The sequence below is a fragment of the Pseudidiomarina woesei genome, assembly GCF_001418345.1.
Lineage (GTDB): Bacteria > Pseudomonadota > Gammaproteobacteria > Enterobacterales > Alteromonadaceae > Pseudidiomarina > Pseudidiomarina woesei.
The window spans coordinates 1-20829 of the sequence record NZ_LIPW01000013.1; the positions used below are offsets into that span (position 1 = coordinate 1).

A 20829-nucleotide genomic window follows, 5' to 3' on the forward strand; every position below is an offset into this window, starting at 1 on the left:
GCGTGACGAAATTCAGCGTGGCCAAGTATTGGCGAAGCCAGGCTCAATCACTCCACACACTCAGTTTGAAGCTGAAGTGTACGTATTGACCAAAGAAGAAGGTGGCCGTCATACGCCATTCTTCAAAGGCTACCGTCCACAGTTCTACTTCCGTACCACTGACGTAACTGGTGCAGTAGAATTGCCAGAAGGCGTAGAAATGGTCATGCCAGGCGACAACCTGAAGTTCGTAGTAGAACTGATTCACCCAATCGCGATGGACGAAGGTCTTCGTTTCGCGATTCGTGAAGGTGGTCGTACTGTAGGCGCAGGCGTAGTATCTAAGATCATCGCTTAAGACCTTTCGGGGTTGTAGCCCGGCGTTCTACGCCGGGTTGTTTTGAAAGGGGAGCTTCGGCTCCCTTTTTTTGTTTCCGGAACCAGGTTGGTCATTCGTGCGCTAACTTGACATCTTCTTCTTTCTTATCTAATTTTCTTTGCTGAAAACCTGTAGAGTGGAGGTCGCTATGAAGATGTTATATACCAGTCTGATATTTTCTATGATGTTTGAGGGTTTTAGGGTCGACAGATAGAGGTATTGAGCGGCTTGGGCTTACTGTATAATGATATTGCGAAACTACACGCTAGCTACTCTTATTGGGCTTAGTGTCTTTGTCCCAAATGCTTGGTCTATTGAAGTCCCTCCTTACAGCCAATGTCGTCCTGATGTGTTGAAAAAGGTTGATGAGTATTTTGATTTGATTGACGCCTATGAGGCGACTCCCTCAGCCGACGTGGGAGTGCCCGATCTTGTTGCAAAACAGCTGTTTTCGAAAATCGGAGAGATTGTTGAAGGGGCGAGTCTGTGCGAAGAGGTAGATGAGGGGGCGCAGTTGCGTACGGTTTTGAAGCCTTATGTGCATATTACCGGCGATACCAAGGCATTACGCTTTTATCAAGAATACATTGATGCGCAATTAGATAGTACTCAACGTTCTGAGATTCAAAAAGATATCGATTTGTATTATCGGCTAACATGGCAATTGCGCGATTATGAACGGTTTAACAATTGGCCGAATGACTATGTAGTATCTGATTTAACTCTTAAAGAGTGGCCTCAAATAGAGCAATTCATCAACGTTGAACATAGTAACTTCAGCATGACAAATTTAAGCTTCGATAACTTTGAAGTGTTGGTCGTTGCTGATTTGTTTTGTGGGTTTTCGCAAAAAATGTTTAGCGCACTCGAATCTGGTGAAAGCGAATTCGATTCGGACATTGAACTTACTTTTGCTTTTGGCCAATTTTCTAACTCAGCCCCCAAGAATATTGTTGATTTATCCAAACGTTTACCAGCTCATCAATTTGTGCTCGTGCTTAATGATCAGTACACGACTGACGAGATTTATTTCTACCAGTTTCCAGTTTTTTATTTCCTTCATAATGGACAAGTCGTCGATAAACTCTTGGGTTGGCCTAACGCGCAACAATCCGAAGTGGTGAACGATAAATGGCGCGCACTTCGCCGACTAGACTCCGACAAAGCGCAGCCATAAGATCGACCAAGTAATATCTTAATATCCAGTTCAATACACGCCTTGTTTTAACGCGTTTGATCGGTATAATACAGCGTCCGTTTCTGTCACATAAACAGAATATGCAGGGGTGTAGTTCCAATTGGTAGAACAGCGGTCTCCAAAACCGACGGTTGGGGGTTCGAATCCCTCCACCCCTGCCATTTAAAGCAGCTATTAGCTATTGGATATTAGATATTAGAGAGAATCGTTCAGATTTTAGTGCTTTCACTAATATCCAATATCTAATAGCTAATATCGACTTTGGTTTTAATTACAGGATTAAATAATGAGTGCAAACACCGAAACGCAAAGCAGCTCACTCGACGGCTTAAAATGGATCGTCGCTATTGCCTTGCTCGCAGCCGCAGTATTGGGTAACTACTATTATGGCGAACAAGTTTCAGTACTTTACCGCGCCATTGGCGTTGTTGTACTCGTTATTATTGCCGGCGTTATTGCTGGTATGACTGCCAAAGGTCGCCGTTTCCGTAGCTTTGCGAAAGAAAGCCGTGCTGAAACGCGTCGTGTAGTTTGGCCATCACGCCAAGAAGCAACTCAAACAACCATTATTGTTGTTGTGGCCACCGCTATCGTGTCACTCATTTTATGGGGTATGGATGCGATATTGGTTCGTGTTGTTGGCTTCTTCACCGGACTGGAGTTTTAATCGATGACTGATCAAGTAAAAAAACGCTGGTACGTGGTTCAAGCTTTCTCTGGTTACGAGAAACGTGTTGCCGAATCACTGCGTGAACACATCAAAATGAACGGCATGGAAGACAAGTTTGGTGAAGTGTTAGTGCCAACCGAAGAAGTTGTCGAAATGAAAGCTGGTAAGCGCGCAAAAAGCGAGCGCAAGTTTTTCCCAGGTTACGTGCTGGTAGAAATGGCGATGGATGAAGACGCGTGGCACCTAGTGAAAAGCATTCCGCGCGTACTTGGTTTTATTGGCGGTACGCAAGAGCGTCCTACACCAATTACCCAAAAAGAAGCTGACACTATCTTAAACCGTCTGCAAGAGTCGGTTGATAAGCCGAAGCCGAAAACCTTGTTCGAACCAGGCGAAGTTGTGCGTGTTAACGACGGTCCGTTTGCCGATTTCAACGGTACGGTTGAAAGCGTCGATTACGAGAAGAGCCGTTTGACGGTGTCGGTGTCTATTTTCGGTCGCGCTACACCAGTCGAACTCGAGTTCGGCCAGGTTGAAAAAGCTTAACAAATACAAGTACGATATTGGCTAATTGATATCTGATATTAGCCAAAACACAATTTGAAGCGGTCAGCTAATATCTAATATCAAATAGCTAATAACTGATCTCTTGCAATGAGGGGCGAATAGGACTATAATTCGCCTCCTTTTTTATATTGGGGAGCCGTTAGAGTAAGTCAACTCTTAGATTTACGAGGCGTTTGACCCACAACCAAGAGGCATAAACATGGCTAAGAAGTTAAAAGCTATTATCAAGCTGCAAGTAGCAGCTGGTGCAGCTAATCCGTCACCACCAGTTGGTCCAGCTTTGGGTCAGCACGGTGTGAACATCATGGAATTCTGTAAAGCGTTCAACGCAGCAACTGACCAACTTGAAAAAGGCGCGCCAGTTCCTGTTGAAATTAGCGTTTTTGAAGACCGCTCGTTCACCTTTATCACCAAAACTCCTCCAGCAGCATTCTTGTTGAAGAAAGCAGCAGGCATTAAGAGTGGTTCAGGTCGTCCTAACACCGAGAAAGTGGGTACCGTTACTCGCGCTCAGTTAGAAGAAATTGCCAAGGTTAAAGAGCCAGACTTAACAGCGGCTGACCTTGACGCAGCAGTTCGTACTATCGCCGGTTCAGCTCGTGCGATGGGCCTGAAGGTGGAGGGTTAATAAGATGGCTAAGTTAACGAAACGTGCACGTCTTATCCGTGAAAAAGTTGAAGCTCGTGATTACGAAATCAACGAAGCAATTAACTTATTGAAAGAATTAGCAACTGCAAAATTCAAAGAAAGCGTTGATGTATCTGTAAACTTGGGTATCGACGCTCGTAAATCTGACCAAAACGTTCGTGGTGCAACTGTACTACCAAACGGCACTGGTCGTGACGTACGTGTAGCAGTTTTCACTAGCGGTGCAAACGCTGAAAAAGCGAAAGCAGCTGGTGCAGACTTAGTAGGTATGGAAGACTTAGCTGAGCAAGTTAAGAAAGGCGAAATGAACTTTGACGTTGTTATCGCTTCTCCAGACGCTATGCGTGTTGTTGGTATGTTAGGTCAAATCTTAGGCCCGCGCGGCTTAATGCCAAACCCTAAAACTGGTACCGTAACTCCAGACGTTGCAACTGCTGTGCAAAATGCTAAAGCAGGTCAGATTCGTTATCGTAACGATAAAGCGGGTATCATCCACGCGACTATCGGTAAAGTTGATTTCGATAACGACAAATTGAAAGAAAATTTAGAAGCCTTGTTGGCGGCCCTGAAGAAAGCGAAGCCTTCTTCTGCAAAAGGTCAGTTCATCAAGAAAGTAAGCTTATCAACCACTATGGGCGCTGGTGTAGCCATCGACCAAGGTACGTTGACTGTAGCTTAAGGTTTTATGGGTTGGAGCTGTAGCTCCCGTCCAAGACCGCAGGTGTATCGCGGCTGACCTCTCGAGAGAGACTATTCAGCGACACTTAATTTCCTGCGCAGATGGTGATATCCGATCCAGACTCTCTGGGTAAGAGATTCACCGTGACAACGTGGCAGAAGTAGTTTATCTGCCTATGTGTAACGATAGGCCCAAAGTGCTTGCACGGCGGGCCAAACAAAGAGGTGATACTAGTGGCACTAGGTTTAGTAGCAAAACAAGCGATCGTTAAAGAAATTAACGATGTTGCTTCAAACGCTCTATCCGTCGCTGTTGCTGAGTATCGTGGTATGGAAGTTGCGGACATGACCCAACTTCGTCGTCAAGCTCGTGAGCAAGGCGTGTATCTGAAAGTTATTCGGAACACTCTCGCGAAGCGTGCATTTATTGACACGAAATTTGAGGACATGGACTCAGCGTTAACAGGTCCTTTGATCTACGGTTTCTCTATCGACGCACCAGGTTCAGCTGCGCGTTTGTTTAAAGATTTCGCTAAAGAGAATAAGCACCTGAAAGTTACTGCACTATCAATTGGCTCAGGCCTGATGGGCGCAGACAAGCTTGACGCTGTTGCATCACTTCCGACTCGCGACGAAGCATTGGCGAAATTGCTCGCAACCTTCAAAGCGCCTGTTAGTAAGTTCGTTCGTACTATTAACGAAGTACCTACTAAATTTGTGCGTGTGTTGTCGGCAATTAAAGACGCTAAATAGAAGCGGTTTTTTTAACCATTTTTTTGTAATTTATAACCCAGGAGTTTAGAGTTATGGCTCTTACTAAAGAAGATATTTTGAATGCGATCGCTGAAATGCCAGTTATGGAATTGGTTGAGTTGATCGAAGCTGCAGAAGAAAAATTCGGTGTTGACGCTTCAGCTGCTGTTGCTGTTGCAGCTGGTCCAGCTGCTGCCGCAGAAGCTGCAGAAGAGAAAACTGAATTTGACGTAATCTTGAAATCTGCTGGCGCTAACAAAGTAGCAGCTATCAAAGCAGTTCGCGGCGCAACTGGTCTTGGCTTGAAAGAAGCTAAAGACATGGTTGAGTCTGCACCTGTTGCTGTTAAAGAAGGCATCAGCAAAGAAGACGCAGAAGCACTTGCTAAAGAATTGACTGAAGCTGGTGCGGAAGTTGAAGTTAAGTAAGTTTAACCACTTACATAACTTGGCCTTTTAGGCCTAGGGCTGGTGGCAATTTTGCTACCAGCCTTTTTGCGCTGTAAAGCATGTATCATTTTTGCCCGTTATTGGGGTGCATGCTCGCGGTGACAAAAACGGGAACGACAAGCTTTAAGTAGTTTGTTTTTAACCATCGACTCCTACTCCGGTGGTTAGGGTCATCAATCAGCTAGCTGAGGAACCCCATGGCGTACTCCTACTCTGAGAAAAAACGTATTCGCAAGGATTTTGGTAAGCGCCCTCATGTACTTGAGGTGCCATACCTGCTGTCAATCCAATTAGATTCATTTAAAAAATTCATCGAGCCGGATCCAGAAGGCAACAACGGTCTGGAAGCGGCATTCCGCTCAGTATTTCCGATTACCGCATATTCAGGTAATTCGGAATTGCAGTACGTGAGCTATCACCTTGGTGAGCCAGTATTTGACGTACAAGAATGTCAAATTCGTGGTATTACCTACGCAGCTCCTTTGCGGGTGAAACTGCGCCTAGTGCTTTTTGATAAAGAAGCGGCGGCAGGCACCGTAAAAGATATTAAAGAGCAAGAAGTTTACATGGGTGAAATCCCATTGATGACGGACAACGGTACCTTTGTAATTAATGGTACTGAGCGCGTCATCGTTTCTCAGTTGCACCGTTCACCGGGCGTGTTCTTTGATCACGACAAAGGTAAAACTCACTCATCAGGTAAAGTGTTGTACAACGCGCGAGTGATTCCTTACCGTGGTTCTTGGTTGGATTTTGAGTTCGACCCGAAAGACAACGTATTCGTACGTATTGACCGCCGTCGTAAACTGCCTGCGTCTATTATCTTGCGCGCTTTGGAATATAGCACCGAAGAAATTTTAGATATGTTCTTCGAGACGACGTATTTCCAATTCCGTGCGAAGAAAGTGTTCATGCAATTAGTGCCTGAGCGTTTACGCGGTGAGACAGCGAAGTTCGATATTAAAAATGACGATGGTGAAATCATCGTTGAAAAAGGCCGTCGAGTGACTGCTCGCCATATCAACCAAATCGCAAGCTTGAACCAACCAGAAATGGAAGTTCCGCTTGAATATTTGGTTGGTAAAGTATTGGCGAAAAACTACGTTGACAAGAAAACTGGCGAAGTGATTGCTGAAGCAAACGCTGAGCTTACGTTGGAATTGTTAGCCAAGTTACGCGAAGCTGGCTTTAAGAAATTCGAAACCCTGTTCGTCAACGATCTTGATCATGGCCCGTACATGAGCGAGACCTTGCGCATTGATTCAACCAACAACCGCTTAGAAGCGTTGGTAGAAATCTACCGCATGATGCGTCCAGGCGAGCCGCCAACCAAAGAAGCGGCTGAAACTTTGTTTGATAACTTGTTCTTCAGCGACGACCGTTATGACTTATCGTCAGTTGGCCGCATGAAGTTCAACCGTCGTTTAGGTCGTGAAGACTTAACTGGCCCGGGTGTATTGACCAAAGAAGATATCGTTGAGGTGATGCGTAAGCTCATCGAAATTCGTAATGGTCAAGACGAAGTTGACGATATCGACCACTTGGGTAACCGCCGTATTCGCTCAGTAGGCGAAATGGCAGAAAACCAATTCCGCGTCGGTTTGGTGCGTGTTGAACGCGCTGTGAAAGAACGCTTAAGCCTTGGCGATTTAGACGGCACCATGCCGCAAGACTTAATCAACGCCAAGCCTATTAGCGCTGCGGTGAAAGAGTTCTTCGGTTCAAGCCAGTTGTCACAGTTTATGGACCAAAACAACCCATTGTCAGAAGTTACGCACAAGCGTCGTATTTCTGCTTTAGGTCCGGGCGGTTTGACGCGTGAGCGTGCCGGCTTTGAAGTTCGAGACGTACACCCAACGCACTATGGTCGCGTGTGTCCAATCGAAACCCCTGAAGGTCCAAACATCGGTTTGATCAACTCATTGTCGACGTTTGCACGTACCAACGAATATGGTTTCTTAGAAACTCCATATCGTCGTATTGACAATGGTGTGGTGACCGACGAAGTCGATTATTTGTCAGCGATTGAAGAAGGTAACTTCGTCATCGCACAGGCTAACGTTGCATTGAACGAAAAAGGCGAGTTAATTGAAGACCTCGTTCCTTGTCGTCATAAAAACGAATTCACGCTGATGTCAAAAGAGCAAGTTCAGTATATGGACGTTGCCCCGCAGCAGATCGTTTCAATTGCAGCAAGCTTGATTCCGTTCCTAGAACACGATGACGCCAACCGTGCATTGATGGGCTCGAACATGCAACGTCAGGCCGTGCCGACTTTGCGTGCAGACAAGCCATTAGTCGGTACTGGTATTGAGCGTACCGTAGCAGTTGACTCGGGTGTAACCGTAGTTGCGAAGCGCGGTGGTGTGGTTGATAAAGTTGACGCTAGCCGCATCGTTGTGAAGGTAAACGAAGAAGAAATGATGCCTGGCGAAGCCGGTATCGATATTTACAACCTGATTAAATACACCCGTTCAAACCAGAACACCTGTATTAACCAAACTCCAACCGTAAATGTTGGTGAGCCGGTAATGCGTGGTGATGTATTGGCAGACGGTCCGTCTACCGATATGGGTGAATTGGCGTTAGGTCAAAACTTGCGCGTGGCATTCATGCCATGGAACGGTTACAACTTCGAAGACTCGATTCTGATTTCAGAGCGCGTGGTTCAAGAAGACCGTTTAACCACGATTCACATTCAAGAATTGAGTTGTGTGGCGCGTGACACCAAACTAGGTGCCGAAGAAGTTACCGCGGATATTCCAAACGTCGGTGAGTCTGCGCTGAACAAGCTTGACGACGCCGGTATCGTTTATGTGGGTGCGGAAGTTTCAGGTGGCGATATCCTAGTGGGTAAAGTGACGCCGAAAGGTGAAACCCAATTAACGCCAGAAGAAAAACTGCTGCGTGCAATTTTCGGTGAAAAAGCTTCAGACGTAAAAGATAGCTCACTGCGTGTGCCTAACGGCGTCACCGGCACAGTTATCGACGTTCAAGTATTTACGCGTGATGGCGTAGAGAAAGACGCGCGTGCGAAGTCCATCGAAGAAATGCAACTGAAGCAAGTGAAGAAAGACTTAACGGACGAGTTCAAGATTCTTGAAAAAGGTATCTTTGAACGGGCTCGCAGCTTGTTGTTAGCGAACGGTTTTGATGAATCTAAGCTTGCTAGCCTAGAGCAGAGCAAGTGGTTGACGCAGAACCTGAAAAAAGAAGATGCGCAGCAACAGCTTGAGCAAATTGCCCAACAGTACGAAGAAATTCGCAATGACTTCGATGCTAAGTTTGAGAACAAGCGTCGTAAGATTGAGCAAGGCGATGACTTAGCGCCTGGCGTACTGAAGATTGTTAAAGTGTACCTTGCGGTTCGTCGTCGTATTCAGCCGGGTGATAAGCTAGCTGGTCGTCACGGTAACAAAGGTGTAATTTCAACGATTGTTCCCGTTGAAGATATGCCGCATGACGAGCATGGCACCCCAGTGGATATCGTATTGAACCCGTTGGGTGTACCGTCGCGGATGAACATTGGTCAGATCCTTGAAACTCACTTGGGTATGGCTGCTCGTGGCATTGGTACCAAAATCGAAAATATGATGAAGCGTCAGGCAAAAGTTGCCGAAATGCGCGAATTCTTAGACAAGGTGTACAGCCTAGGAAATACGCGTCAAGAAGTTGATATTAACGACTTCAGCGACGACGAAGTATTGCGCCTAGCGGAAAACCTCAAAAAAGGTCTTCCAACCGCAACACCTGTGTTCGATGGTGCAGTCGAAAGCGAAATTAAAGAACTACTGAAACTGGCTGATTTACCAGAGTCTGGACAGATCACGCTGTGGGATGGTCGTACCGGTGAACGTTTCGAGCGTGACGTAACTGTTGGTTACATGTACATGCTGAAATTGAACCACTTGGTTGACGACAAGATGCACGCGCGTTCAACCGGCTCATACAGCTTGGTTACTCAGCAGCCGCTGGGTGGTAAAGCACAGTTCGGTGGTCAGCGCTTCGGTGAGATGGAAGTGTGGGCACTGGAAGCATACGGTGCAGCTTACACCTTGCAGGAAATGTTGACGGTGAAATCGGACGACGTAAACGGTCGTACGAAGATGTACAAAAACATTGTCGACAACGATCTGCGGATGGAAGCGGGAATGCCGGAATCCTTCAATGTATTGCTGAAGGAAATCCGCTCGCTTGGTATCAACATTGAGTTGGACCAAGACTGAGACACCACCGGACGCTATTTGCCAGGAGATAAATCGTGAAAGACTTATTAAAGTTTTTAAAACCGTTAAACCAGACTGAAGAGTTCGATGCGATTCGCATCGGACTTGCTTCTCCGGATATGATCCGCAGCTGGTCTTTCGGTGAAGTGAAAAAGCCAGAAACGATCAACTACCGTACGTTCAAGCCTGAGCGTGACGGGTTGTTCTGTGCGCGCATTTTCGGCCCGGTAAAAGACTACGAGTGCTTGTGTGGTAAATACAAGCGCTTGAAGCACCGTGGTGTTATTTGTGAGAAGTGTGGCGTTGAAGTAACTCTCACTAAAGTGCGTCGTGAGCGCATGGGGCACATTGAATTAGCAAGCCCTGTTGCCCACATCTGGTTCTTGAAATCACTGCCAAGCCGTATCGGTTTGATGCTTGATATGACCTTGCGTGATATTGAGCGCGTATTGTATTTCGAATCATACGTTGTGACCGAAGCCGGCATGACGGATCTTGAGCGTGGCCAAATTCTTACTGAAGAAGAGTATTTGGATGCGCTTGAAATGCACGGCGATGAATTCGAAGCGAAAATGGGCGCAGAAGCCGTGTTGTCATTGTTACAACACATTGATATCGAAGGCGATATCAAGCAATTGCGTGAAGAGTTGCCAGAAACCAACTCGGAAACCAAGCGTAAGAAAATTAGCAAGCGTTTGAAGTTACTTGAATCATTCCATAACTCAGGCAACAAGCCAGAGTGGATGATCTTAAAAGTGTTGCCAGTGTTACCACCAGATTTGCGTCCGTTGGTACCACTAGATGGTGGCCGCTTTGCAACCTCAGACTTGAACGACTTATACCGTCGCGTCATTAACCGTAACAACCGTTTGAAGCGTTTGTTAGACCTTGCTGCGCCAGACATTATTGTGCGTAACGAAAAACGTATGTTGCAAGAAGCGGTTGATGCGTTGTTAGACAACGGTCGTCGTGGCCGTGCTATTACAGGCACCAACAAACGCCCACTGAAATCTTTGGCAGACATGATCAAAGGTAAACAGGGTCGTTTCCGTCAGAACTTGTTGGGTAAACGTGTTGATTACTCAGGCCGTTCTGTAATCACAGTTGGTCCTAAGTTACGTTTGCACCAGTGTGGTTTGCCGAAGAAAATGGCACTTGAGCTATTCAAGCCGTTTATCTATGGCAAATTGGAAGGCCGTGGCTTAGCTACGACTATCAAAGCTGCGAAGAAAATGGTTGAGCGCGAAATTCCAGAAGTTTGGGACGTGCTTGACGAAGTTATCAAAGAACACCCAGTTATGCTGAACCGTGCACCAACCTTGCACCGTTTGGGTATTCAGGCGTTCGAACCAGTACTTATCGAAGGTAAGGCTATTCAGTTGCACCCATTGGTGTGTGCGGCTTATAACGCCGACTTCGATGGTGACCAAATGGCGGTTCACTTGCCATTAACGCTTGAAGCGCAACTTGAAGCGCGTGCGTTGATGATGTCAACCAACAACATTTTGTCACCGGCAAGTGGTGATCCAATTATCGTTCCTTCACAGGACGTTGTATTGGGTCTGTACTATATGACGCGCGAAAAAATCAACGCGAAAGGCGAAGGCATGGCGTTTAAAAACGCTAAAGAAGCCGAAAAAGCATACCGTAACAAAGATGCTGAGCTGCACGCACGCGTAAAAGTACGTATCACTGAAACGTTGACAGACGAAGAAGGTGTGACCACCACAACCACCAAACTGTATGACACTACTGTGGGTCGTGCGATTTTGTCGTTGATTTTGCCGACCGGCATGCCATTTGACATGATCAATCAAACCATGGGTAAAAAGCAGATTGGTCGCTTGTTGAACCGTTCATACCGTGATCTTGGCTTGAAGCCGACGGTAATTTTTGCTGACCAAATCATGTATACCGGTTTCCACTACGCAATGATTGCGGGTGCGTCAGTTGGTATTGATGACATGGTTATTCCTGATGCGAAGAAAGACATTATCGACGCAGCAGAAGAAGAAGTTGCAGAAATTCAAGAGCAGTTCGAGCAAGGCTTGGTAACCGCTGGTGAGAAATACAACAAGGTTATCGATATTTGGTCTACCGCGAACGAGAAAGTTTCGAAAGCGATGATGGAAAACTTGTCGAAAGAAACTGTTATCAACGCGCAAGGCGAAGAAGAACAGCAAGACTCGTTCAACTCGGTTTATATGATGGCGGACTCGGGCGCTCGTGGTAGCCCCGCACAGATTCGTCAGTTGGCCGGTATGCGTGGTTTGATGGCGAAGCCAGATGGCTCAATCATCGAAACCCCAATCGTTGCGAACTTCCGTGAAGGTTTGAACGTACTTCAGTACTTCATCTCAACCCACGGTGCGCGTAAAGGTTTGGCCGATACCGCATTGAAGACAGCAAACTCGGGTTACTTGACACGTCGTTTGGTTGACGTAGCACAAGACGTCGTTATCGTTGAAGACGATTGTGGCACCGAAGACGGCTTGTTCGTTAAGCCATTAATTGAAGGTGGCGACGTAGTAGAACCATTGCGTGAGCGCGTATTGGGTCGTGTTGTGTGTGACGACGTATTTATGCCTGGTAGCGACGACGTGCTTATTCCGCGTAACACATTACTCGACGAGAAAATGTGTGACGTGTTAGAGCAAAACTCTGTCGACCAAGTAAAAGTACGCTCAGTAATCACCTGTGACACCGACTTTGGTGTGTGCGCGAACTGTTACGGTCGTGACCTAGCGCGTGGCCACTTGGTGAACCAAGGCGAGGCCGTTGGTGTTATCGCGGCACAGTCAATCGGTGAGCCAGGTACACAGTTAACCATGCGTACGTTCCACATTGGTGGTGCGGCATCGCGTGACTCTGCAGCCAACAATATTCAAGTGAAGAACAAGGGTACCCTGAAGCTTCATAACGCGAAGTTCGTAGAAAACAGTGACAGCCACTTGGTTATCACGTCACGTTCTACAGAATTAACGCTAATTGACGAATTTGGTCGTGAGCGTGAGCGCTACAAAGTGCCTTACGGTGCGATTCTGAAGAAGAACGAAGGCGACGCAGTTGATGCGGGCGAAATCGTTGCAAACTGGGATCCACACACGCACCCAATCATCACCGAAGTAGCAGGTCGTCTGAAGTTTGTTGACTTGATCGACGGCGTAACTATGACCCGTCAAACCGACGAGCTGACAGGCCTTTCAAGTATTGTTGTGCTTGAAACAGGTCAACGTACCAGCGCCGGTAAAGACATGCGTCCTATGGTGAAACTGGTCGACGCGAAAGGTAAAGACGTGAACATTGTTGGTACTGATATGCCAGCGCAGTACTTCTTGCCAGGTAACGCGATTATCAACCTTGAAGATAACGCTGAAGTGAAAGTGGGTGACACGGTTGCACGTATTCCACAAGAAGGTTCAAAAACACGCGATATTACCGGTGGTCTACCGCGCGTTGCCGACTTGTTCGAAGCACGTCGTCCGAAAGAGCCTGCAATTTTGGCAGAAGTCTCTGGTACCGTTAGCTTTGGTAAAGAAACCAAAGGCAAACGCCGCTTAATTATCACCCCTACGGATGGTAACGAGCAGTACGAAGAGATGATTCCGAAGTATCGTCAGCTGAACATCTTCGAAGGTGAGCAAGTGACTAAAGGTGAAGTTATTGCCGATGGTCCAGAAGCTCCACACGATATTTTACGTCTGCGTGGCGTAAGCGCACTTGCGAACTATATCGTGAACGAAGTACAAGAAGTTTATCGCTTACAGGGCGTTAAGATTAACGATAAGCACATTGAGACCATCGTGCGTCAGATGTTGCGTAAGGCGATTATCTTGAACCCAGGCGAAACTGAACTGCTTGAAGGTGAAATGATGGAGCTGTCTGAAGTACTTGCTGCCAACGCGAAAGCGGAAGCAGAAGGTAAGATTCCAGCTTCGTATGAGCGTCAGTTATTAGGTATCACCAAAGCGTCATTGTCGACTGAGTCGTTCATCTCTGCTGCGTCGTTCCAAGAAACCACGCGCGTATTGACCGAAGCAGCCGTACAAGGCAAGCAAGACCCATTACGTGGCTTGAAAGAGAACGTTATTGTTGGTCGCTTGATTCCAGCTGGTACTGGTTTCGCTTACCACCGCGAACGTGCGCGCAAGCGTGCTGAAGCGTTGGCAGGTACTGAAGCGCCGCGTTTAACCGCAGAAGAAGCAGAGCAGCAATTAGCTGACGCTTTGAACTTCGGTAACGAAGGTTCGGACAACGGTGATGCTACCGAATAAGCGTTAATTAGTTAACGTGCTAGCAAAAGCCAGCTTGAGCAATCAAGCTGGCTTTTTTGTTGCCGCTTATCCGCTTATATTCCCGTTTGTCATATAAGCATATGCTGTTGAAGAAATTCCACTACACTGCCTATATAAGCTATGTTCTGGAGAAAAAACATGACTACGTATTATCACTTAATCAAAAAACTGGTGGCAGTGTCGAGCATACTTATGGCATCAGCCATGTTGTTTCAGCCTGCTAAGGCCAACAATGCCGACGGGGCCCTTGACGGACTTTGGCGCGGTAAACTAGAAGTTCAACCGGGTGTGGCGTTGGTTGTCGGTATTGATGTTCAAGGTGAAACCGTTACGTTAGATAGTCCAAATCAGGGGCTATGGGGGCATGCACTTAGCGCCGTGACTATCGCCGATGGCACGCTGACATTCAGTGCCAAAGACTTACAAGCTGAATTTACGGGAACTATCAATGGTGATGTGATTGCTGGCACCTTTACCCAAGGCCGAGCACGCCCCCTAACACTACAACGTCTTTCAAACGCAGACCTTGAGCACTTAAAGTTTGAAGGCGGGTACGCGGGAGATCTTATTATCAATGGCGCACCACAATTGCCGTTACAGGTAAATGTGGCAGTAATCGCTGATAGCTACTACGCATCACTGGACAGTCCAGCCCAGCAAAGCTATGGCATACCGTTAACGAATTTCCACATTGACACCGAAACCATGCGTTTTGAATCGCCAATGATCAAAGCATCATATACCGGCAATGCGGAAGGCCCCGGCCTGTATTCCGGAAAGTTTGTACAGGGCCTCGAGCGTAAGCTAACACTTAAAAGGCTTGGCGCGGCAGAGGAGAGAGTTGAAGTCCCAAAGCCTAAAATGGGTGAGCACGGCGGCGCCGTTGCCGTGATCACCCCTACAGGCGTCACGCAGAAGTTTTTTGCCGACCATAACGCGCAAACCACTTATGAAATTGGTTCGGTCACCAAAACCATGGTGGCTTATTTGCTGGCTAAAAGCAGTGTCGAAGAAACCACGAACCTTGAGCAAAAGCTTAAGCACTTCTTTCCTGCGGCACCAAGTTCAATAACCTTAGAACAACTAGCAACCCATACGAGCGGCGTGCCGCGGCTACCGGCTGATTTATTTAGCGATGCGAACCCCACTGACCCATATGCCCATTATAACTTAGCCTTGTTAGAGCAGGCTTTGCCAACGGTACTGCTTGGTCATGCGGGCGCCGATGCACAAAGCTATGAGTATTCTAACTTTGGGTATGGCTTGTTGGCTGAAGCGCTCGCCAAGGCGCACGAAACTAACTTTAACCAGCTGCTCACCAGCCAATTGTTTCGCCCCTTAGGAATGAGTTCTAGTTCGATGGCGCTTGCCCAAATACCTGCAGATGAAACCCAATCGGCGGCGCTAGCGGACGGTCACGACGCTTTAGGGCAGGTGGTTGCGCCATGGCACTTCCAAGCATTGGCTGGGGCCGGAGCTGTACGTTCGACACTACCTGACATGATTACTTATGTGCAGGCCATGATGACAATGAGCGCAGAGCAGCAGCGCGTAGCACAACAACTGTTTGCACCAAGGTTCAGCATGGGTGATTGCTGTCAGCAGGCGCTAGGTTGGATTTTAAAGCAGGATGCAAACGCTCAATGGTTTGCTTGGCATAACGGACAAACCGCTGGCTTTGGCGCTTATGTTGGCTTCTATCTGGATGGTTCTCGCGGTATTGTGGTGTTGAATAATCAATCGGTTATCAATAATGAATATGCCGAGCAGCTATTAACGGGAACAGCACAATTGCATGAATAGTTTCTATTATCCGTTTTATCAATTAGCAGGCTGGGGGATGGTGTACGCCGGCATTATTTTTATGGTCGCCCAACAGCCTCTATTTAGTAAAACTGAACTGATTTTTGGCGCGGTTCTTATCAGCACAGCGGCCTTGTGTTCCCATTTGCTGCGCTGGGGGTTTAAGCGCTGGATAAAGCCGGCAAGCTTTGTAGCACAGTTGGTTTTTCTACTCGTTGGCGCAATTGTCGGCGGTTTGATTGCCGGCGCGATGTTAGTTGTGTGCATTGCCTTGTTACAGGGGACGACTTGGTTAGACCCGGTACCTAGTGGGCAATGGAGCACGTTGATTGGTATGGTGTATTGGCCTAACAGCCTGAACATGATGATAGCGCTTATTGTCTGGGGCGCGCTGTATTTAACCATTATACGTTCAAGACAGCTTCGAGATGCAGAGCTTGCTCTATCACAAGGTCAATTAGCGTTATTAATGCAACAGCTCAATCCACATTTCTTGTTCAATATGCTGAATAATATTCGTGCGCTAATACTCGAAAATCCAACCAAAGCGCGCGAAGCCTTGACTCAGTTATCGGACATGCTGCGCTATAGTTTGCAGGCCAATAAAGAAACTCAAGTTGAGTTGCGTGATGAACTCGACATTGTCGAGCAATATATTGCGTTGAACAAAATACAGTACGAAGAGCGACTGCACTATAGCCATGAAATTGATAGCGAGGCTTATGGCGCGATGATTCCGCGCTTACTGTTGCAACAGAGTATTGAGAACGCCATCAAGCATGGCATTGCGACCTTACCCGAAGGCGGGCGTATTCACCTAAGTGTACGGTGCATTAGTGACGAGCAATTAGAAATAACACTAACAAACCCGATTACACCGCAACGGCAGTCTAATCGTGATGATACTGGGGCCAAGCGTCGGCACCTTAAAAAGCATACCGGTATTGGCCTAGCGAACAGCCGTTCGCGGTTGAACCTCACATACGGCCGAGCGGCAACGCTTATTTTTGGTCGTGATGAGTCTGCTGCCTTAGCGACCTTAAAAATAACCTTACCGTTTCAGCCGGCGACAGCGGAGCAACTGCCATGCGCATAGCAATTGTTGACGATAGCCGACTTGCTCGGTTAGAGCTGAAGCAGCAACTGGCGCATCTGGCTGAGGTTGAAGTGGTGGCTGAAGCGGCAAGCGTTGCCGAAGCGCTTGCCATGTTAAGTGATGCCGCAATTGATCTTTTGCTACTGGACATCGACTTACCAGACGGCAATGGTTTCGATGTTTTAGAGCAAGCAGCAACAGTTCCACTGGTTATTTTTGTGACGGCCTTTAACGAGTACGCCATTCGTTCGTTTGAGGTGAACGCGTTGGACTATTTGCTGAAGCCTGTGCGCCAAGAGCGCCTGTTACAAGCTATCGACAAAGCTCGACGCCTAGCACAATCGCCAACCGTTAAAGCTGAACAGCGTATTTTTATCAAAGACCGAGACCAATGTTATTTTGTGCAAGTGGCTGACATTATTGCGTTTGAAGCGCTTGGCAACTACACACGTGTGCATTTAGCTGGCGCAACACCGGCTATTTATCGTACAATAGGCTCCATTGCCGAACGGCTTGACCCGAATGTATTTTTTCGCGCGAGCCGCAGTTGGATTATTAACACCCAATTTATTGAGCATATTGAACCAAGTATCAGTGGCGGTTTTCATGTTGAATTGAAAAATGGCCAGCACGTTGATATCTCAAAACGCCAAGCTGCAGCATTTCGTCAGGCTTGGTCGCTATAGTCACTCATAGCTAGTCAATTGTCGCTTTTCCTTGACAGTCCAATTATTGACCATTAAAATTCGGCCTCCCCATATTTGGGCGATTAGCTCGTGGCTTGTCGACAGCAAGCTTAAAAATAAGGGGAAACTTGGATTTTTCATTCTGTTGAGCGACATCAACATAATCAGGAGTAATGAATGGCAACAGTTAATCAGCTGGTGCGCAAAGGTCGTCAAAAGCCGGTTGTGAAAAGCAACGTTCCGGCACTTGAGGCTTGCCCACAAAAACGCGGCGTATGTACCCGTGTTTACACTACTACCCCGAAGAAGCCAAACTCTGCACTGCGTAAAGTATGCCGTGTGCGTTTGACTAACGGCTACGAAGTTTCTTCGTACATCGGTGGTGAAGGTCACAACTTGCAAGAGCACTCAGTCGTATTGATTCGCGGCGGTCGTGTAAAAGACTTGCCAGGTGTTCGTTATCACACAGTTCGTGGTGCTCTCGACTGTGCAGGCGTGAATGATCGTCGCCAAGCACGTTCTAAGTACGGCGCGAAACGGCCTAAGTCTTAACGGTTCTCCGTTAGTAAGGCCAAACTGTAATTTATAAGTTTTGGGGAATACCCTGAATTAATCGGAGAATATTGAGATGCCAAGAAGACGCGTCATAGGTCAACGTAAAATCCTACCGGACCCTAAGTTCGGATCAGAGTTGTTGGCTAAATTTATCAATGTCGTCATGGTTGACGGCAAAAAATCTGTCGCTGAAAAGATCATCTACGGTGCGTTAGATATCCTGGCTGAGAAGTCAGGCAAAGACCACCTTGAAATTTTCGAATCTGCGTTGGACAACGTTCGTCCTACTGTCGAGGTTAAATCTCGTCGTGTTGGTGGTTCTACCTACCAAGTACCAGTAGAAGTACGTCCTGTTCGCCGCAATGCACTGGCTATGCGTTGGTTAGTTGATGCTGCGCGTACTCGGGGTGAAAAATCCATGGCTCAGCGTCTGGCAGGTGAAATGCTAGATGCATCAGAAAGTAAAGGCTCTGCTGTGAAGAAGCGTGAAGACGTGCACCGTATGGCCGAAGCGAACAAAGCTTTCGCACACTATCGCTGGTAAATTCACAGTTAACCCAAAGAGGAATTTATGGCTCGACAAACATCGATTGAGCGTTACCGTAACATCGGTATCTGTGCTCACGTAGACGCAGGTAAAACAACCACCACTGAGCGTGTGTTGTTCTACACCGGTTTGTCTCACAAATTAGGTGAGGTACATGACGGTGCGGCGACTACCGACTGGATGGAGCAAGAACAAGAGCGCGGTATTACTATTACCTCTGCTGCTGTTACTGCTTTCTGGAAAGGTATGGATCAGCAGTTCCCAGAACACCGTATTAACGTTATTGATACTCCAGGACACGTTGACTTCACTATCGAAGTAGAACGTTCACTGCGTGTACTTGATGGCGCGGTTGTTGTTCTGTGTGGTTCTTCTGGTGTTCAGCCGCAAACTGAAACTGTATGGCGCCAAGCGAACAAATACGAAGTTCCTCGTATGGTGTTCGTAAACAAAATGGACCGTACCGGTGCAGACTTCTTGCGCGTTGTAGGTCAAATCAAAACTCGTCTAGCTGCAACTCCAGTACCAATTCACTTGAACATCGGTACTGAAGACAACTTCAAAGGCGTTGTAGATTTGATCAAGATGAAAGCCATTAACTGGAATGAAGAAGACCAGGGTATGACTTTCAACTACGTAGAAATTCCAGCAGAGTTGAAAGACAAAGCTGAAGAAATGCACAACGAATTGGTTGAAGCAGCTGCTGAAGCCAACGAAGAGTTGATGAACAAATACCTTGAAGAAGGTGAATTGACTGAAGCTGAAATTAAAGCTGGTCTGCGTCAACGTACACTGAATAACGAAATTATTCTGTGTTTGTGTGGTTCTGCGTTTAAAAACAAAGGCGTTCAAGCAATGCTTGACGCGGTTATCGAATACTTACCTTCACCAACTGAAGTTAAAGCGATTCGTGGTATTTTGGAAGACGAATCTGAAGGCGTTCGTAAGTCATCTGACGACGAGCCGTTCTCAGCATTGGCGTTCAAAATTGCAACCGACCCATTCGTAGGTACTTTGACTTTCTTGCGCGTTTACTCGGGCATTCTGAAACAGGGCGATACTGTGTATAACCCTGTTAAGAGCAAGCGTGAGCGTATCGGCCGTATGGTTCAGATGCACGCAAACGACCGTAAAGAAATCAAAGAAATCTTGGCGGGCGACATTGCCGCAGCTATCGGTTTGAAAGACGTAACTACCGGTGACACTTTGTGTGACCCGAACAACGTGATTACGCTTGAGCGTATGGAATTTCCAGAGCCAGTAATCTCTGTGGCTGTAGAACCAAAAACTAAAGCTGACCAAGAAAAAATGGGTATTGCTTTAGGTAAATTGGCTGCAGAAGATCCATCGTTCCGCGTTAAAACCGACGAAGAGTCTGGCCAGACGATCATCTCTGGTATGGGTGAGCTTCACCTAGACATTATCGTTGACCGTATGAAGCGTGAGTTCAAAGTTGAATGTAACGTAGGTAAACCACAGGTTGCTTACCGTGAAACTATCCGCCAGAAAGTGGAAGTTGAAGGTAAATTCGTACGTCAATCAGGTGGTCGTGGTCAGTTCGGTCACGTTTGGTTACGCATTGAGCCTATGGACTTTGATGCGAACGACGATGACGCGCCTAACTACGAATTCGTTAACGAAATCGTTGGTGGTGTGGTACCGAAGGAATATATTCCTGCGGTAGACAAAGGTATCCAAGAGCAAATGCAAAATGGTGTAATTGCTGGCTACCCAGTACTTGGCGTGAAAGCGACCTTGTACGATGGTTCATACCACGATGTCGACTCATCAGAAATGGCGTTCAAAATCGCTGGTAGCATGGCCTTCAAAAAAGGTGCACAACAAGCTAAACCAGCATTGCTTGAACCAATGATGAAAGTTGAAGTTGTTACCCCTGAAGACTTCATGGGTGACGTGGTTGGTGACTTGAACCGTCGTCGCGGTATCATCGAAGGCATGGAAGATGCTCCTGGTGGTCTGAAAGAGGTTCGTGCACAGGTTCCATTATCAGAAATGTTCGGTTACGCTACTGACCTGCGTTCGCAGACTCAGGGCCGTGCATCTTATGCAATGGAATTCTTGAAGTACGCTGAAGCACCAAACAACATTGCTGAGCAGGTTATTGCTGCTCGTCAAACTAAAGATTAAGTAGAGTCTGGTCCGGTTCTACCAAGGACCGGACTTTTAACTTAAGTTAAGGAAAAGTCATGGCAAAAGAAAAATTTGAACGTTCCAAACCGCACGTTAACGTTGGTACAATCGGCCACGTTGACCACGGTAAAACTACTCTGACCGCTGC

At 47.0% G+C, this 20829-nt stretch carries 17 protein-coding genes and 1 tRNA gene; all 18 read left to right on the plus strand.

Annotation, left to right across the window (positions count from 1 at the left end):
• On the plus strand, positions 1-337 hold a 337-nt coding region (locus ASC40_RS11580; protein ID WP_483826416.1), incomplete at its 5' end, for an elongation factor Tu.
• Positions 338-602: 265 nt separating this feature from the next.
• Positions 603-1535, plus strand: coding sequence for a hypothetical protein (locus ASC40_RS11585; protein WP_055439979.1), 933 nt, complete (start codon positions 603-605; stop codon positions 1533-1535).
• A 105-nt stretch (positions 1536-1640) separates the two neighbouring features.
• Positions 1641-1717, plus strand: a tRNA-Trp gene (locus tag ASC40_RS11590).
• 125 nt (positions 1718-1842) lie between these two features.
• Complete coding sequence (secE, locus tag ASC40_RS11595; RefSeq protein ID WP_055439980.1) at positions 1843-2223, plus strand: preprotein translocase subunit SecE; 381 nt, start codon at positions 1843-1845, stop codon at positions 2221-2223.
• A gap of 3 nt (positions 2224-2226) precedes the next feature.
• Complete coding sequence (gene nusG, locus ASC40_RS11600; RefSeq protein WP_055439981.1) at positions 2227-2772, plus strand: transcription termination/antitermination protein NusG; 546 nt, start codon at positions 2227-2229, stop codon at positions 2770-2772.
• A gap of 220 nt (positions 2773-2992) precedes the next feature.
• Entirely contained in the window at positions 2993-3421 is a 429-nt protein-coding gene (rplK, locus tag ASC40_RS11605; protein ID WP_055439982.1) for a 50S ribosomal protein L11, read from the plus strand.
• A 4-nt stretch (positions 3422-3425) separates the two neighbouring features.
• Complete coding sequence (gene rplA, locus ASC40_RS11610) at positions 3426-4121, plus strand: 50S ribosomal protein L1 (RefSeq protein WP_055439983.1); 696 nt, start codon at positions 3426-3428, stop codon at positions 4119-4121.
• Between the two features lie 233 nt (positions 4122-4354).
• On the plus strand, positions 4355-4873 hold the full coding sequence (rplJ, locus tag ASC40_RS11615; protein WP_055439984.1) for a 50S ribosomal protein L10: 519 nt from the start codon (positions 4355-4357) through the stop codon (positions 4871-4873).
• Between the two features lie 53 nt (positions 4874-4926).
• A complete protein-coding gene (gene rplL, locus ASC40_RS11620; protein ID WP_055439985.1) occupies positions 4927-5301 on the plus strand; it encodes a 50S ribosomal protein L7/L12 in 375 nt (124 codons plus the stop codon).
• A gap of 218 nt (positions 5302-5519) precedes the next feature.
• Complete coding sequence (gene rpoB / locus ASC40_RS11625; protein ID WP_055439986.1) at positions 5520-9548, plus strand: DNA-directed RNA polymerase subunit beta; 4029 nt, start codon at positions 5520-5522, stop codon at positions 9546-9548.
• Positions 9549-9583: 35 nt separating this feature from the next.
• Positions 9584-13822, plus strand: a complete 4239-nt coding sequence (rpoC, locus tag ASC40_RS11630) for a DNA-directed RNA polymerase subunit beta' (RefSeq protein ID WP_055439987.1) — start codon at positions 9584-9586, stop codon at positions 13820-13822.
• Between the two features lie 159 nt (positions 13823-13981).
• Entirely contained in the window at positions 13982-15646 is a 1665-nt protein-coding gene (locus ASC40_RS11635; protein WP_055439988.1) for a serine hydrolase domain-containing protein, read from the plus strand.
• Positions 15639-16742, plus strand: coding sequence for a sensor histidine kinase (locus ASC40_RS11640; protein WP_055439989.1), 1104 nt, complete (start codon positions 15639-15641; stop codon positions 16740-16742). Before ASC40_RS11635 ends, ASC40_RS11640 begins: the two co-directional genes overlap by 8 nt.
• Entirely contained in the window at positions 16733-17428 is a 696-nt protein-coding gene (locus tag ASC40_RS11645; RefSeq protein WP_055439990.1) for a LytR/AlgR family response regulator transcription factor, read from the plus strand. The genes ASC40_RS11640 and ASC40_RS11645 overlap by 10 nt, the downstream gene beginning before the upstream one ends.
• A 177-nt stretch (positions 17429-17605) precedes the next feature.
• A complete protein-coding gene (gene rpsL / locus ASC40_RS11650; RefSeq protein WP_034777283.1) occupies positions 17606-17980 on the plus strand; it encodes a 30S ribosomal protein S12 in 375 nt (124 codons plus the stop codon).
• A gap of 76 nt (positions 17981-18056) precedes the next feature.
• Positions 18057-18527 (plus strand): 30S ribosomal protein S7, encoded by a 471-nt coding sequence (gene rpsG / locus ASC40_RS11655; protein ID WP_055439991.1) that lies wholly within the window; start codon positions 18057-18059, stop codon positions 18525-18527.
• A 27-nt stretch (positions 18528-18554) separates the two neighbouring features.
• Positions 18555-20678, plus strand: coding sequence for an elongation factor G (gene fusA, locus ASC40_RS11660; RefSeq protein WP_055439992.1), 2124 nt, complete (start codon positions 18555-18557; stop codon positions 20676-20678).
• 59 nt (positions 20679-20737) lie between these two features.
• On the plus strand, positions 20738-20829 hold a 92-nt coding region (locus ASC40_RS11665), incomplete at its 3' end, for a GTP-binding protein (RefSeq protein WP_018694456.1).